The sequence below is a fragment of the Granulicella mallensis genome, from assembly GCF_014203225.1.
Classification (GTDB): domain Bacteria; phylum Acidobacteriota; class Terriglobia; order Terriglobales; family Acidobacteriaceae; genus Granulicella; species Granulicella mallensis_A.
Map to the genome: position 1 here is coordinate 184,408 of NZ_JACHIO010000007.1, position 13,312 is coordinate 197,719.

Sequence of the window (13,312 nt, forward strand, 5' to 3'; positions counted from 1 at the left end):
GGGGCAACGCCCCAGGTACAAGGATCACTACGATATTTGAGGGCTGAAGGCCCGACTCATCGCTGTGTCGTCGGCCCTTTGTCCTTTCGCAGCGTTAAGCCTCCATCGCCCCCGAATACACGGCCATCCCCGCCACGGCATCCACACCCATCGCATCGAGTGAATCGACCTCGGCGCGTTCTTTGATCCCTCCGGCGACGATGAGCTGCCGGGCAGTCGTAGAGCGCAGCACTGCGGCGACGTCCATCGGAAAGCCCTGCATCGTGCCTTCGGTGTCGACGTGCGTGTAGAGGAAGGCTGAGGTGTAATCCTCAAGCCACGTCACAGCCTCTTCCGGCGTCAGGTCGACCGAGTCCTTCCAGCCCTTCACGGCAACCTTGCCGTTTTTGGTGTCGACGGAAAAACACAGAGCGTCTTCACCGAGCGCCTTCTTCAGGCTGGCCGCGAAGACTTTATCCACGCCCTCACTGTTGAAGAGGGAAGAGCCATAGATCACCCGCTTCGCCCCGGCATCGAGCAGCCGCTGTCCGTCTTCCGGCGTGCGCAGGCCGCCGCCTACCTGGCACGGCAGGCGCTTGCAGATCATCTCGATCAGCTCACGGTTGTCGCCCTGCCGCATCGCTGCGTCGAGGTCGATGAGTTGCACGGTCGGGTACTTGGAGAAGCGCTCGATCCAGTAGTCGAAGTCGTCGAAGGCGAGCTTGAGTTTCTCACCCTGCACGAGCTGCACAATGCGCCCGCCCATCAGGTCAATCGAAGGAATCAGCATGATGTTTTCAGTGTAGACGGAAACAAACTGCAAACGCAGCGTGCGCCGAGTACACCAAGTTAACGCAAAGTAAACTCTGCGCAAACTTAGCGTCCTTCGCGCACTCCGCGTTTGCAGTTTGCCTTAACACGGCAGCCGCATCGGCACCCCTGCCGCTGCAACCTCTGCCTTGAGAGCCCGCGAATCCGTAATCCCAAAGTGAAAGATACTCGCCGCCAGTGCCGCATCGGCCTTACCTGCTTTGAACACCTCGGCAAAGTGCGCAGCTGAGCCCGCACCACCACTGGCGATCACCGGAATCTGCACAGCCTCCGACACGAGCCGCGTCAGTTCGCAGTCGAAGCCGTTGCGCATGCCGTCGGTATCCATCGAGGTCAGCAGGATCTCGCCTGCACCCCGTTGCTCAGCCTCCCGCGCCCAGTCGACGACGCGCAAGCCGGTCGCCTTGCGTCCGCCGCTGACATACACCTCGGCATCCTCTACGCCATGCTCCCCTCGGCGGGCATCGATCGCGACGATCACTGCCTGTGCGCCGAAGCTGGAGCCAATCTCGCCGATCAACTCCGGCCGTGCAATGGCGGACGAGTTGATGCTGACCTTGTCCGCGCCCGCATCGAAGACAGCCGCTGCATCCTCCGCCGACCGAATGCCTCCGCCCACGGTGAAGGGCACGAAGAGCGAGGCGGCTGTGCGTTTCACCGTATCGAGCAGCGTGCCGCGGCCTTCATGGGTCGCTGTAATGTCGAGCAGCACGATCTCATCCGCCCCTGCTGCCGCATGACGATGCGCCAGCTCCGCCGGGTCGCCCGCATCGACGATATCGACGAACTGGATACCCTTTACGACGCGTCCGCCTCGTACATCCAGGCACGCGATGATGCGTTTAGTCAGCATGAAATCCCGTCTTTGCTTTTCTTTTTGTCATTCCTGCAGGGAATCTGCTTTTGGTTGGCAGCCATACAAATCACGAATTCACACTCATGCCCACAACCGGACACTTCTCCGCCGCGGCCTCGCTGCCGCCGACGCGGCCGAAACCGAAGTCGTCCGTTCCGAGGAAGCTCATCTTGTGGTGCCGGGCCATGCCGCTGAGCTCGTTGTGCACCATATACATCGCCATCTGGATGGAGTGCACGGAGTCCGCGCCGCCGGCGGGCGTGATGTGCTCGCGGCCCAGCGCGCTGATGCGGTAGGGGCACGCCCAACCCTTGCCTTCGATGTGAAAGGGCTTGCCGAAGCTGACGGTCAGGGTTGCGGTCTGGCTCTCATGTTCGATATCGAGGAAGCGTTCTGCGATAATCTCGAACGGCAGCAACTCCATGCCGGTCCAGTTTGCCGCTGCGTCCGGTTTCACCATTTCTACTGTGCCCTGCGAGACGTGGGTTGTGTCGGTAATCATGAGGTGCCTCCTGCGAACGTGTTGCCGGTTCGATGCTACAGCGCGAGAAAGTTCTGCAGTACGCGCAGTCCTGTCTCAGCCGACTTCTCAGGATGAAACTGTACGCCCATTACATTGCCGCGTTCGACTGCGGCGGTAAACGCGCCACCGTACATCGTAGCCGCAGCGGTGTCTGCCGATACCGGGGCACGCCACGAGTGGGTGTAGTAGACGAAGCTCCCCAGAGTAACGCCTGCCAGTAGCCGCGAGTCTTCGCGCACATTCTCGAGCGAGTTCCATCCCACATGCGGCGATTTCAGCTCCGCGCCTTCGAAGACAGCAGGGAAGCGCTCGCACTGGCCGCCAAAGTGCCCGAGCCCCGCTGTCTCCGGCGCTTCGGTGGAACCTTCATACAGCCACTGAAGCCCCACGCAGATGCCAAGAAACGGCGTGCCCTTGGCGACGGCTTCGCGTGTCGCCTGAGTCAGGCCGAGGTCGGCGAGCAGTTGTGTCGACTGAAAATGGCCGACGCCGGGAAGAACGATCTTGTCCGCGCGCAGTACAGCAGCGGGATCTTGAGTGACAACAATGCCGTCCGCGCCAAGATGCTTCAGTGCCTTGACCACGCTGGTCAGATTGCCCGCTTTGTAGTCGATGACTGCAATCATCTTTACAGCAGCCCCTTCGTGCTCGGCAGCAACTCCCTCATCCGCTCATCCCGCGAACAAGCTCCCCGCATCGCCCGTGCGAATGCCTTGAAGATCGCCTCGATCTTGTGATGGTTGCTGCGCCCATACATGGTCTTTACATGCACATTGGCCTTCGCCCCGCGCGCAAAGCCATCGAAGAAATCCGCAACCAGTTCGCTCTGCAGATCGCCGACAACGGGCACCGTCACCTGGTCATCGACGACATACGCCACGCGGCCCGAGAGATCGACCGCAGCCACGGCGAGCGTCTCATCCATCGCCATGACAAAGTATCCCGCGCGCAGAATGCCCTTCTTGTCGCCAAGCGCCTCCGCAAAGGCCTCGCCCAGAGCGATGCCGACGTCCTCCACCGTGTGGTGCTGATCGACATCAAGATCGCCCACGCACTTCAGTTGCAGGTCGAAGCCGCCATGCCGTGTGAACAGCTCAAGCATGTGATCGAAGAAGCGAATGCCCGTCGAAACCGTATAGCTGCCCTGTCCATCGACGTTGAGCCGTAGCGAGATCTTCGTCTCCGTCGTATTGCGTTCCACTACGCCAATGCGTTCGTCGCTTACCGGCGCGACACCCAACTCATTTACCAGATCACTCATCTCTCACTCCGCTTCAACTTCACAAACTCCCAGATCGTATAAAACAACGCGACTACGATGAAGGCAACACACACCAGCATGAGCTTCGGATAATCTCCAGGAAGCGCAGACCTGAGAAGCACAAATCCTCCGCTCATGCACGCTACACCGACCGCCAGCAGGATGACTTTCTTTCGCTGTAGGTTCAGGTCACTCATGCGCGCGCGCGGCCTTCTGCCGGCGTCCAGCCAATCTCCGCCAACGACGCGCGTAACGCTGCGATGCCGCGTGTTACATGCTCTTCCGTGCCGATGGTGATGCGCACATAGCCATCGCATCCCGGGTCGGTGGAGCGGTCGCGCAGCAGCACGCCATGTCGGCGCATCGCGGCGACGAGCTCTTTGTGCTTCGGCCCGATATCCATCAGGATGAAGTTCGAGGCGCTCGGCCAGGTCCGCACCCCGAGTTCTTCGAGCGCGGTGTACATTCGCTCACGGCCCTGGTGTACCTGGAGGATGTACCAGTTCAGGTAGTCCTCATCGGCAAGCGCCTCAGGCAGCACCGCAAGCGCTACGCCGTTCACGTTGTAGGGGGAACTCACCTTGCGCAGAAATCCGATCAGCCGCGCATCGCCCGCTACCATGCCGATGCGCAGATTCGCTAACCCATAGGCCTTCGAGAAGGTGCGCGCGACGATCAGGTTCGGCACGCTGCCGATGTCACCCATCGTCGTCTCGCCATGAAAGTGAAAGTAAGCCTCATCGACCATCAGCACCGCCTGAGGAGCGGCGGCGGCAATCGCCAGCAACTGCTCGCGGCTTATCGTTGCGCCGGTCGGATTGTTCGGCGAAGCTACGATGATGAGCTTGGTGCGCGGCGTAATCGCCGCCAGAAAGCGTTCGAAGGGGAAGGCAAGAGTATCGTCGGTCTGCACCTTGCGTAGCCCTGTGGTCATCATGCTGATCGACACGTCATACATGAAGAACGTCGGTGTGCAGATCAGCGCCTCATCACCCTCGTCGAGGAACGCGCAGGCCATCAGGTGAATCGCTTCGTCGACGCCGTTGGTCAGCAGCACCTGATCCACGCTGAGTCCGAAGTGGGCTGCGGCGATCTTCTCGACAGGCTGCCGTTCGGGATAGATCGTCAGTCCTTCGCTCGTCAGCTTCTGGAGCTTCTCAAGCACGCGGGGGCTCGGTGCCAGGGTGTTTTCGTTGAAGTCCAGCCGCAGAGCATCGCGGCCTGCGAGCGGAGGGTGGTACTCCGGCATCGCCAGCACGGCAGCGCGCGGCTGCGGAACAGTCCCTGCAACACTTGCCTTGTTCTCAGTTTCCGTCAACACAGCCATCCTCTTAGCCCTTGCCTTCCTAATCCCTAGCTCTACCGCATCCTCACGCGCACGCTCTCGGCGTGCCCTGCTAGACCTTCTGCCTCGGCCAGCGCGATCGTGTGCGGGCCGACCTCGCGCAACGCGTCGCGCGTGTACTGCTGTACGGTGATTACCTTTACGAAGTCGAACACGCTCAAGCCGCCGCGAACGCGGCCATTGCGGCCGGTTGGCAATACGTGATTCGGCCCGCTGATGTAATCACCCATGGACTGTGGTGTGTGATGACCCACAAACACTGAGCCGGCATTCTTCACCCAGCGCAGGTCGGCGCCCGCATCTACCGTCAGATGTTCAGGAGCCAGCCGGTTCGTTAGCACCTGAGCTTCCTCTACGGTCTTAGTGACGAACGCAAATCCCTGCGCTGCTAGCGAGGCCTGTGCGATCTCATTGCCCTGCGCCTGGCGCTTGGTCTCGAGCGCGACCTCTTCGGCCAACTCGTGCTTGCTGGTGATGAGCACAGCGAGCGCCTCGGGATCGTGCTCGGCCTGCGCCACCAGGTCCGCCGCAATGCCGCTGGGGTCGCCATTCTCGCTGGTGACAACAATCTCCGTCGGCCCCGCGGGCATGTCGATGCCGGTCTCCTGCGAGACCGCAATCTTTGCCGCGGTCACATACAGGTTGCCCGGTCCCACGATCTTGTCTACGGCTGCAATCGTCGTAGTGCCAAAGGCCATCGCCGCAATCGCCTGCGCTCCGCCGACGCGGTAGAACTCTGTCACACCCGCAAGATAAGCGGCAGCCATCGTCTCCTTCGCGGGCTTCGGCGAGCACACCACGATGCGTTCCACTCCGGCAACCTGCGCCGGAGTCACGGTCATCAGCAGCGTCGAGGGCAGGGGATAGCGTCCGCCCGGAACGTAGCAGCCGACCGAACCCAGAGGCCGCACGATCTGCCCGACCTCCATTCCCTCCGAGGGACGAAAGCTCCACGCGCGCGGCAATTGTTTCTCAGCAAACGTGCGAATGTTGGCCTGCGCCAGGCGCATGGCGGCTTTGAGCTCTTCGCTCGTAGCCTCCCACGCGGACTGCATCTCCTCGCGGCTGACTGGAAGCGGCTGTTCGGCGGCCAGCCCGTCGAAGCGAGCTGTGTACTCCCGCAGCGCAACATCGCCGCGTTCGCGCACGGCTGCGAGAATCTCGCGCACAACGCCATCCACCTTTGCGGTGTTTGCGGCGCCGCGCTGTTCAAGCTGCCGGAGAGTATCCTCTGCAGCCTTCGCGTTCTCGCCGAATGTCTTCAAAACTCTCATGCTGCCTCGTTAATCCTTGTAGCCTGCTTTACGCATCTGCCGCCGTTCGCGCCGTGGACCGGTCAGGACCACGCGCTTCGCGGCTTCCGGTCCCGCGGGATAGATGCGTTCCGGATTCTTGGGGTCGATCACGACGGCCAAGCGTACTCCCGCCGTAATCTTTTGCCCAGGTTCCACCCGCGAACTCAGCGTCACCTCGCGGCTGGTGGTGCTGCCCGGCTCCTGGATCCACATCACGATCTTCATGATGGGCAAAGTCTTGCCGAAGCGCTTCATCGGCGCCACTGAAATTACCGTGGCATACACCGCAACGCCCTCACGCTCGGCCTTCTGCTGCCGCCAGCGCTGAAAAAAATACAGGACGACCGGTGTAAGGGCCGCCAAAACGACGAGTGTCCAAATTGCGATCTTCAACGCATGCCTTTCGGGTGATTACAGTACTACTTTGCTCAAAGGGTATTCGACGATCCCTGCGCCGCCGGCTGCCTTTAGTTTAGGGATGACATCGCGCACAAGGGAATTATCGAGAATTGTATTCAACGCAACCCAATCGGGGTCCTGCAGGTGCGAGATCGTCGGCGAGTTCAACGCAGGCAGCACTCCGATGACCTTGTCGAGATCGGCCTTGCGTACATTGAGCATCAGGCCAACCTGGATCTGTGCATCCATCGCTCCATTCAACATCATGGAGAGCGTTTCGATCTTCGAGCGCTTCCAGGGATCGGCCCACGCCGCCTTGTTGGCGATGAACTGGGTCTCGGACTCCATCAGCGTCTCGATGATGCGCAGGCGGTTCGCGCGCAGCGAGCTTCCGGTCTCCGTCACTTCAACGATGGCATCGGCCAGGGTCGGCGGCTTCACTTCGGTGGCACCCCAGCTGAACTCAACCTTTACGGGGATATTCTTCGCCGCAAAGTAGCGCTTGGTGAACTCCACCAGTTCAGTCGCAATGGTCTTGCCGGCGAGGTCTTCGGGCTTCTCGAAGGGCGAGTCCTCAGGCACGGCGAGCACCCACTTCACACGGGTGCGGGACTGCTTGGAGTAGGTGAGCGAGGTAATCCGCTCGACGTCGGACTGGTTCTCGAGCACCCAGTCGTTGCCGGTCAGTCCGGCATCCAGCGCGCCGTGCTCCACATAGCGGGCCATCTCCTGGGCACGAACGAGCATGCACTCGATCTCCGTATCGTCGATGGTAGGGAAGTAGCTGCGGCCGCTGGCATAGATGCGCCAGCCGGCGTGTTCGAACAGCGCGATGGTGGCGTCCTGCAGGCTGCCCTTCGGAATTCCAAGCTTCAGTTTGTTGCTCATGTCGATTCTTCGCCTTTGCCTTTGCTTTTCTTTCTGTCATTCCCGCAGGGAATCTGCTTCTACTTCTCATCCATTGCAATGGGCTTCGTAAAACAGCTCACGCTTCCCTCGTGGCACACCAGGCCATCGCCCTCGACCTCGACGCGGAACAGCAGCGCGTCACTGTCGCAGTCGGTAGAGGCAGAGATAACACGCAGGCGGTTGCCGCTGGTCTCACCCTTCATCCACAGCTTCGAACGCGTACGTGACCAGAAGGTTACGAAACCTGTTTCGGTGGTCTTTTTATAGCTTTCCTCGTTCAGGAAGCCGAGCATCAGCACCTCACCGGTCTTCGCGTCCTGCACGATGCCCGCGACCAGGCCGCCGGCTTTTTCAAAATCGATTGCTACTGTCGTCATCTTCCTCATCCTCTGTGTTCGGCTGAAGCTGTCTATCTGGTGCTTGGTTGAAGCTATCGCGGCGCAGCAAAAAGCCCGCTCGCGATATGCGCGTCAGCGGGCCTGTTCGTAGTCCTATTGTGCGTTCTTGCTACTTCACCGCACCGGACACAGCCGCCAACACGCTTTGCGCATGATGATGATGCTGTCCACGATGGTGCAGAAGAACGGTCATTGCTTTCTACCGTATCCGTGGCGCTCGCGGATGTCAATCGCGACCCATATGGAGCCGCGGCACGGAACCGCTGTTGCCTGTTTTTGCTTTTGCTGTTGTTCTTGCTTTTCTGGTTGTCATTCCCGCAGGGAATCTGCTTTTGCGGTTGCGGTTGCTTGTTTTTCGCCGTCATCCTGAGCGGTACGCGAAGGACCCCCGCATTCGGCCCCACCCCAGCCGCCCAGAACCACCAACAGCCAGAACCACCACAAATCATTAGAGGACAACCTAAGACTTCTCGCCCAGGTACTCCCATCCAGCACAGGTGCTTAAACTGCTGGCCATGATGTAGACGTAGCAACACATGATCGTCAGCGGTGTTCGCTCCACGAGCATCGTGCAGAATGCGGGGGTCCTTCGCGTACCGCTCAGGATGACGACGAAAAACAAGCAACGACGAGGACAAACAACGGCAAACCACTACCGTTGTTTGTTCTTACGCCTACTCCACCACCGTAAATCCCCGCTCGCCATCCTCGGCAATCGACACCTGCCCCTTGCCGATGTCATATAGCCAGCCCGAGACGGTCAACTCACCCATCGCCATAGCCCCCGCCACCGACGGATGCGTCTTCAGGTGCTGAAGCTGCAACAGAACATTCTGTTCCGCAAGCACGGAGAGCAGTTCGCGCCGCCACTCTGTCTTGGTGTGCATGGTCTCTGCCACCGTGAGGGCCGCGCGAGCATTGGTCAGCCAGCTCTTGACGGTAGGCATGTCTTTGACCGAGTCCGGGTTGAGCAGTGCCTTCATCGCGCCGCAGTCGCTATGGCCGCATACCACGATGTGCCTCACCCGCAGAGAGGTCACTGCGTACTCGATCACCGCGCTGACGCCGCCGAGCATCTCGCCATACGCCGGCACCATGTTGCCGATGTTGCGCGTCACGAAGACCTCGCCCATGGCTGAATGTGTCAGTTCATTGGGGTTTACGCGTGAATCCGCGCAGGCGATAAACAGCGTATGGGGGCGCTGTTCGTTGATCGCAGCCTGCGCATGCAGGTGGGCCTGGTTCGGATAGACCTCCGACCGAAACCGGCGTACACCCTTTTTCAATTGTTCGAGCACTTCGTCCATGAGGCGGCCTGTAGCTTTCTTGTGATTAGGGTACTGAAAGTTACGAACGAATCTATTCTTCGCGCCACTTGATATTGCAGCCGATGCTGCTGCGCTGGTCAGTGTCAGGGCGTTTGCCGGCGACGACCGCATCCAGGGCCGCGCGCAGGTTCTTGCCTGTCACCGGCGTATCGTTGCCGAAGTCTCCGCGCCGGGGGCGGCTCTCGTCGAGCTGTCCGCGATAGACCAGCTTCAGATCCGCGTCGAAGAGGAAGAAATCCGGGGTGCAGGCGGCCTCGTAGGAACGGGCGACCTCCTGGGTCTCATCCAGCAGGTAAGGGAAGTTCCAGCCCAGGCGCGCCGCCTGCTCGCGCATGAACTCCGGGCCGTCCTGGGGGTACTCGACGATGTCGTTGGACTGGATGGCAGCGATGGCGATCGGACCTTCGCCGTTTTCGCCCAGATAGTCGCGGCCGATCCGTCCCAGCTCCGCTTCGACGTGTTTTACATAGGGGCAATGCACGCAGACGAACATCACCAGCAGTCCGCGTCGCTTCTCGTCGCCGGTTGAGGCGAAGATGTCATCGCGGCCCAGCGCTTTGCCGCTGATCGCGTCCACCAGCTCGAAGGCCGGGGCAGTCGTCCCCAGCTTCACCATCGTCGATTCCATTCTGGACATTGCAGCCCTCCACCGTCCATCATAACGGCCATTCGCGGAGCGGGAGACTGTCCTGATAGACAGGATGTGAAACATGGAGGGACTTTTTCACGTCAGAGGTTACAGTCCTTGTTGCTAGCCATGACGCGTGACGTGATCGGTGCAGAAATTTAACCGCGATGAAATCTGCTCCGTTTCAGCAATTAATCCGTTTCCGCGCGTGTTGTGGATAACGTATGCTTTGACCAAAGTTCAATCGGTCGCTGGCTTTCTGCAGTGCTGGCTTCCCAGAGGATACTGTGCGCCCTTATCTTCGTAGTCTCGCTCCGGTGTTTTCCGCGTTTGTGCTGTTAGCCGCTTTGCTGTGCCTCCCCTTGGAGGCCCCTCTGGAAGCCCAGACAGCGGCAAACTCCGCAGCAGCCGCGCTTCAACCCATGTCGCAGGCCAACCGGGTGTCGGCGCAGGCCAACCTCTCGCAGCAGACAAAGCTCACCGGTCATATTCCGGCCTGGGCGACAGCCAATCGGCAGACAGCCACTCCCGTAGATCTCAGCGCCCCAATGAATATCTCCCTGGTGCTGCGCCGGGACCCTGCTGTTGAGACTGCCTTTGAGCAGTTGCTCGCCGACCAGCAGAATCCTGCCTCTCCGCATTATCACCAGTGGCTGACGCCGCAGCAGATCGGCACGCTCTATGGGCCTACCCAGGCGGATCTGGACGCAATCACTTCCTGGGCAACAGGACAGGGGCTCAAGCTCGTGTCCGTTCAGCCCAATCGCGTCATCGTGGAATTGACGGGCAGTACTGCGGCTGTTGCAAGTGTCTTCCACACCAGCTTCGCTTACTTCAACCTAGGGACCGAGACGAGATTCTCAGCCATCTCGGAACCATCGATTCCGGTGGCGTTCAGCTCAGTGATTCAATCGGTGCATGGTTTGACGCAGGCGCATTATGCGCCGCAGTCGAAGATGTCATTAGGGCAGTCGCCAGCCACCACTGCGTCACGGCCGCAGGTAAACGTTGGGAACAACGTGAATTATATTTTGCCCAATGACTTTGCCACCATCTATGGAATTGCAAGCGTCTACAGCGGTGGCGATACAGGTGCGACCATTGGTTCCACGCCACAGCACATCGCCGTCATCGGCCGGTCGCGCGTCGCGGCTGCCGATATTTCCAACTACGAAACCCTGGCAGGGCTGGGAAATGTTCAGCCTAACGTCGTGCTGGCGGGTACTGATCCAGGATCGTCAAACACGGATGATGCGTCGGAAGCCACTCTGGACGTCCAGCGTGTCATCGGCACCGCCCCCGGGGCGCAGGTAGATCTCGTTATCAGCAAAAGCACCCAGAGCGAGGATGGCGTCGATATTGCCATGGCTTACAACATCAACACGCTTCACGATCCTGTCATGACGATCTCGTTCGGTAGCTGCGAGGCGTCGAATGGCCAGGCAGAGACGAACCTGTTGAACACCCAATTCCAGACGGCTGCCGGCCTGGGCATCTCGACGTTTATCTCGGCTGGTGATGCTGGCGCTGCAGGCTGCGAGACGCCTTTCGTCGCGGCGGTCCCGCCGCAGAGTCTGGGGATCAACGCCCTTTGCGCCAGCGGCTATGTGACTTGCGTCGGTGGAACCGAATTTAACGACGCTGCCGACATCTCTAAATATTGGTCTTCGACGAACTCCAATTCCGGCAATGAATCGGCGATTTCCTACATCCCGGAGGGAGCCTGGAATGAGCCCGATGCTACCAACAGCAGTGGCGTCATGACCGGCTACGAGGTCGCTGCAGGTGGAGGCGGCGAAAGCGTCTATATCGCCAAGCCTAGCTGGCAAGTCGGTACAGGAGTTCCATCCGGCTCGTTCCGTTATGTGCCGGATGTCGCTTTCTCGGCCGCCGATCACGATGGCTATTTTGGTTGTTTCGCTGCCGGTCAGGGAAGTTGCGTCTCGTCATCCTCAGGTATCCCATTCATCGTCTTCAGTGGTACTTCGGCTGCAGCTCCTTCTATGGCGGGCATTGCAGCTTTGCTGAATACGAAACTGGGTGTTGCCCAGGGCAATATCAACCCGCTTCTCTATTCCATTGCGGCGGCTACTCCAAGCGCTTTCAATGACGTAACGGTGGCCACTTCGGGGGTAACGGGCTGCACCACGGCGACGCCATCGATGTGCAATAACAGTACCCCGGGGCCCACGACGCTGACGGGTGGCCTGGCCGGCTTCGAAGTCGGTACTGGTTACGACGAGGCTACCGGTCTCGGCTCGCTCAACGTCGCCAACTTTCTGACGGCGGCAGCAGCAGTGGGAGGCGCTCCAGCTCCCGCCTCGTTCTCTCTTACGCCTTCTCCTTTGAGCTTGACTCTTCTTGCTGGAGCTACGACAGGCAATACCTCCACCTTAACGCTTATGTCACTGAGCGGATTCTCAGGTACCGTGGCCCTGACCTGTGCGGTATCCACTGCCAGCGGCACAGCGGCGGGGACCTGCGCCATAGCGCCCGCTTCCGTTACGCTCGCGTCGGGTGGAACTGGGACCAGCATGGTCACCATCAATACGACGACTGGCACTAGTGGCACTCTCAATGTGACAGTTACCGGCGTCAGTGGATCAATCACCGTTACCTCGTCGCCGATTACGGTGACAGTGACAACACCTCCTGTCCCGAGCTTCACGCTCAGTGCAGCGACACCCTCGCTTAGCCTCACTGCCGGTGCTACGGCTGGTAATACTGACACTTTTACGCTCGCCTCGACGAATGGCTTCGCCGGTGCCGTAGCCTTGACCTGCGCGGTATCCAATACCAGCGGGACGGCGGCAGGCGCCTGTGCCGTGGCACCCACCTCGGTTCCGCTCTCGTTGGGTGGAACTGGGACCAGCGTACTTACCGTCAATACGACGGCTGGCACGAGCGGCGCTCTTAATGTGACGGTTACCGGTTCCAATGGAGCGATCACAGTTACTGCGTCGATCAAAGTTACAGTGACAGCCCCCGCCGCCCCGACCTTTACGTTCAGTGCATCGGCACCTTCGCTTAGCTTTACTTCTGGTGCCACGACGGGTAACTCTGACACTCTTACGCTAACTTCAACCAACGGTTTTGTTGGTCCTGTTGCGATCACCTGCTCGATTTCAACGAGCTCCGCAGCCTTCCAGCCAATGTGTTCCGCTGCTCCGGCGAGTGTCACCCTTACGGCAGGTGGTACGGGCACCTCGATAATCTCCATTACGTCGACAACTGCTCAGGCAAGTGCGAAGATTGACCCTGCAAATTTTGCGCAGCGCTGGGGTCTTGGTGGCGGTGCCTTCCTCGCGATGCTGCTGTTCTTCCCCTCCTTGCGCCGTCGCAAAGCTCTCAGCTCCCTGGCTGTATTCGTGGTGATGCTTGCGGGCATTGCATCGCTCTCCGGCTGTGGTGGCGGTAGCGGTGGTGGATCGTCTTCCACATCATCTACCTCGAAGAGCAGCGCTGGTACATACACCGTCACGGTGACAGGAAACGGTGGGACAACCGCCTCGACGGTATCTACTCCCTTCACGGTGACGATCAACTAATCTTGCAGTCGT

At 59.9% G+C, this 13,312-nt stretch carries 14 protein-coding genes; 1 reads left to right on the forward strand and 13 read right to left on the reverse strand.

The genetic code is table 11. The features are described from left to right. Positions 1-94 precede the first annotated feature (94 nt). The 13 genes from HDF15_RS09980 to HDF15_RS10040 form a co-directional block, all read right to left on the reverse strand. Positions 95-769, reverse strand: a complete 675-nt coding sequence (locus HDF15_RS09980; protein WP_184255128.1) for a HisA/HisF-related TIM barrel protein — start codon at positions 767-769, stop codon at positions 95-97. A gap of 123 nt (positions 770-892) precedes the next feature. Further along, complete coding sequence (gene hisF, locus HDF15_RS09985; protein ID WP_184255129.1) at positions 893-1,663, reverse strand: imidazole glycerol phosphate synthase subunit HisF; 771 nt, start codon at positions 1,661-1,663, stop codon at positions 893-895. 70 nt (positions 1,664-1,733) lie between these two features. Further along, positions 1,734-2,168, reverse strand: a complete 435-nt coding sequence (locus HDF15_RS09990) for a DUF6968 family protein (RefSeq protein WP_184255130.1) — start codon at positions 2,166-2,168, stop codon at positions 1,734-1,736. A 35-nt stretch (positions 2,169-2,203) separates the two neighbouring features. Further along, a complete protein-coding gene (gene hisH / locus HDF15_RS09995) occupies positions 2,204-2,815 on the reverse strand; it encodes an imidazole glycerol phosphate synthase subunit HisH (protein WP_184255131.1) in 612 nt (203 codons plus the stop codon). A 2-nt stretch (positions 2,816-2,817) separates the two neighbouring features. Further along, a complete protein-coding gene (gene hisB, locus HDF15_RS10000; protein WP_184255132.1) occupies positions 2,818-3,450 on the reverse strand; it encodes an imidazoleglycerol-phosphate dehydratase HisB in 633 nt (210 codons plus the stop codon). Then, positions 3,447-3,647, reverse strand: a complete 201-nt coding sequence (locus HDF15_RS10005; RefSeq protein ID WP_184255133.1) for a hypothetical protein — start codon at positions 3,645-3,647, stop codon at positions 3,447-3,449. The genes hisB and HDF15_RS10005 overlap by 4 nt, the downstream gene beginning before the upstream one ends. Continuing rightward, the gene (gene hisC, locus HDF15_RS10010; RefSeq protein ID WP_184255134.1) at positions 3,644-4,777 is read right to left on the reverse strand and encodes a histidinol-phosphate transaminase; all 1,134 of its coding nucleotides are present in this window, start codon (positions 4,775-4,777) and stop codon (positions 3,644-3,646) included. The genes HDF15_RS10005 and hisC overlap by 4 nt, the downstream gene beginning before the upstream one ends. Positions 4,778-4,809: 32 nt before the next feature. Then, positions 4,810-6,069 (reverse strand): histidinol dehydrogenase, encoded by a 1,260-nt coding sequence (gene hisD, locus HDF15_RS10015; RefSeq protein ID WP_184255135.1) that lies wholly within the window; start codon positions 6,067-6,069, stop codon positions 4,810-4,812. Positions 6,070-6,078: 9 nt separating this feature from the next. Continuing rightward, positions 6,079-6,483 carry a hypothetical protein gene (locus HDF15_RS10020; protein ID WP_184255136.1) on the reverse strand — a complete coding sequence of 135 codons (405 nt, stop codon included), beginning with the start codon at positions 6,481-6,483 and terminating at the stop codon, positions 6,079-6,081. An 18-nt stretch (positions 6,484-6,501) separates the two neighbouring features. After that, complete coding sequence (gene hisG / locus HDF15_RS10025; protein ID WP_184255137.1) at positions 6,502-7,377, reverse strand: ATP phosphoribosyltransferase; 876 nt, start codon at positions 7,375-7,377, stop codon at positions 6,502-6,504. Positions 7,378-7,436: 59 nt separating this feature from the next. Continuing rightward, the gene (gene hisI, locus HDF15_RS10030; RefSeq protein WP_083836625.1) at positions 7,437-7,784 is read right to left on the reverse strand and encodes a phosphoribosyl-AMP cyclohydrolase; all 348 of its coding nucleotides are present in this window, start codon (positions 7,782-7,784) and stop codon (positions 7,437-7,439) included. 686 nt (positions 7,785-8,470) lie between these two features. Next, a complete protein-coding gene (locus tag HDF15_RS10035; protein ID WP_184255138.1) occupies positions 8,471-9,103 on the reverse strand; it encodes a carbonic anhydrase in 633 nt (210 codons plus the stop codon). Between the two features lie 52 nt (positions 9,104-9,155). Beyond that, positions 9,156-9,761 carry a thioredoxin family protein gene (locus tag HDF15_RS10040; RefSeq protein ID WP_184255139.1) on the reverse strand — a complete coding sequence of 202 codons (606 nt, stop codon included), beginning with the start codon at positions 9,759-9,761 and terminating at the stop codon, positions 9,156-9,158. Positions 9,762-10,039: 278 nt separating this feature from the next. On the opposite strand from HDF15_RS10040, the gene HDF15_RS10045 reads away from it, so the two are divergent. Further along, positions 10,040-13,300: a S53 family peptidase gene (locus HDF15_RS10045; protein WP_184255140.1), complete on the forward strand. Its 3,261-nt coding sequence runs from the start codon at positions 10,040-10,042 to the stop codon at positions 13,298-13,300. Positions 13,301-13,312: the final 12 nt, after the last annotated feature.

Bases quoted from the DNA above. Each gene is read 5' to 3' on its own strand.
- HDF15_RS09980 (WP_184255128.1), bottom strand. From the start codon at position 769: ATGCTGATTCCTTCGATTGACCTGATGGGCGGGCGCATTGTGCAGCTC.
- hisF (WP_184255129.1), bottom strand. From the start codon at position 1,663: ATGCTGACTAAACGCATCATCGCGTGCCTGGATGTACGAGGCGGACGC.
- HDF15_RS09990 (WP_184255130.1), bottom strand. From the start codon at position 2,168: ATGATTACCGACACAACCCACGTCTCGCAGGGCACAGTAGAAATGGTG.
- hisH (WP_184255131.1), bottom strand. From the start codon at position 2,815: ATGATTGCAGTCATCGACTACAAAGCGGGCAATCTGACCAGCGTGGTC.
- hisB (WP_184255132.1), bottom strand. From the start codon at position 3,450: ATGAGTGATCTGGTAAATGAGTTGGGTGTCGCGCCGGTAAGCGACGAA.
- HDF15_RS10005 (WP_184255133.1), bottom strand. From the start codon at position 3,647: ATGAGTGACCTGAACCTACAGCGAAAGAAAGTCATCCTGCTGGCGGTC.
- hisC (WP_184255134.1), bottom strand. From the start codon at position 4,777: ATGGCTGTGTTGACGGAAACTGAGAACAAGGCAAGTGTTGCAGGGACT.
- hisD (WP_184255135.1), bottom strand. From the start codon at position 6,069: ATGAGAGTTTTGAAGACATTCGGCGAGAACGCGAAGGCTGCAGAGGAT.
- hisG (WP_184255137.1), bottom strand. From the start codon at position 7,377: ATGAGCAACAAACTGAAGCTTGGAATTCCGAAGGGCAGCCTGCAGGAC.
- hisI (WP_083836625.1), bottom strand. From the start codon at position 7,784: ATGAGGAAGATGACGACAGTAGCAATCGATTTTGAAAAAGCCGGCGGC.
- HDF15_RS10035 (WP_184255138.1), bottom strand. From the start codon at position 9,103: ATGGACGAAGTGCTCGAACAATTGAAAAAGGGTGTACGCCGGTTTCGG.
- HDF15_RS10040 (WP_184255139.1), bottom strand. From the start codon at position 9,761: ATGTCCAGAATGGAATCGACGATGGTGAAGCTGGGGACGACTGCCCCG.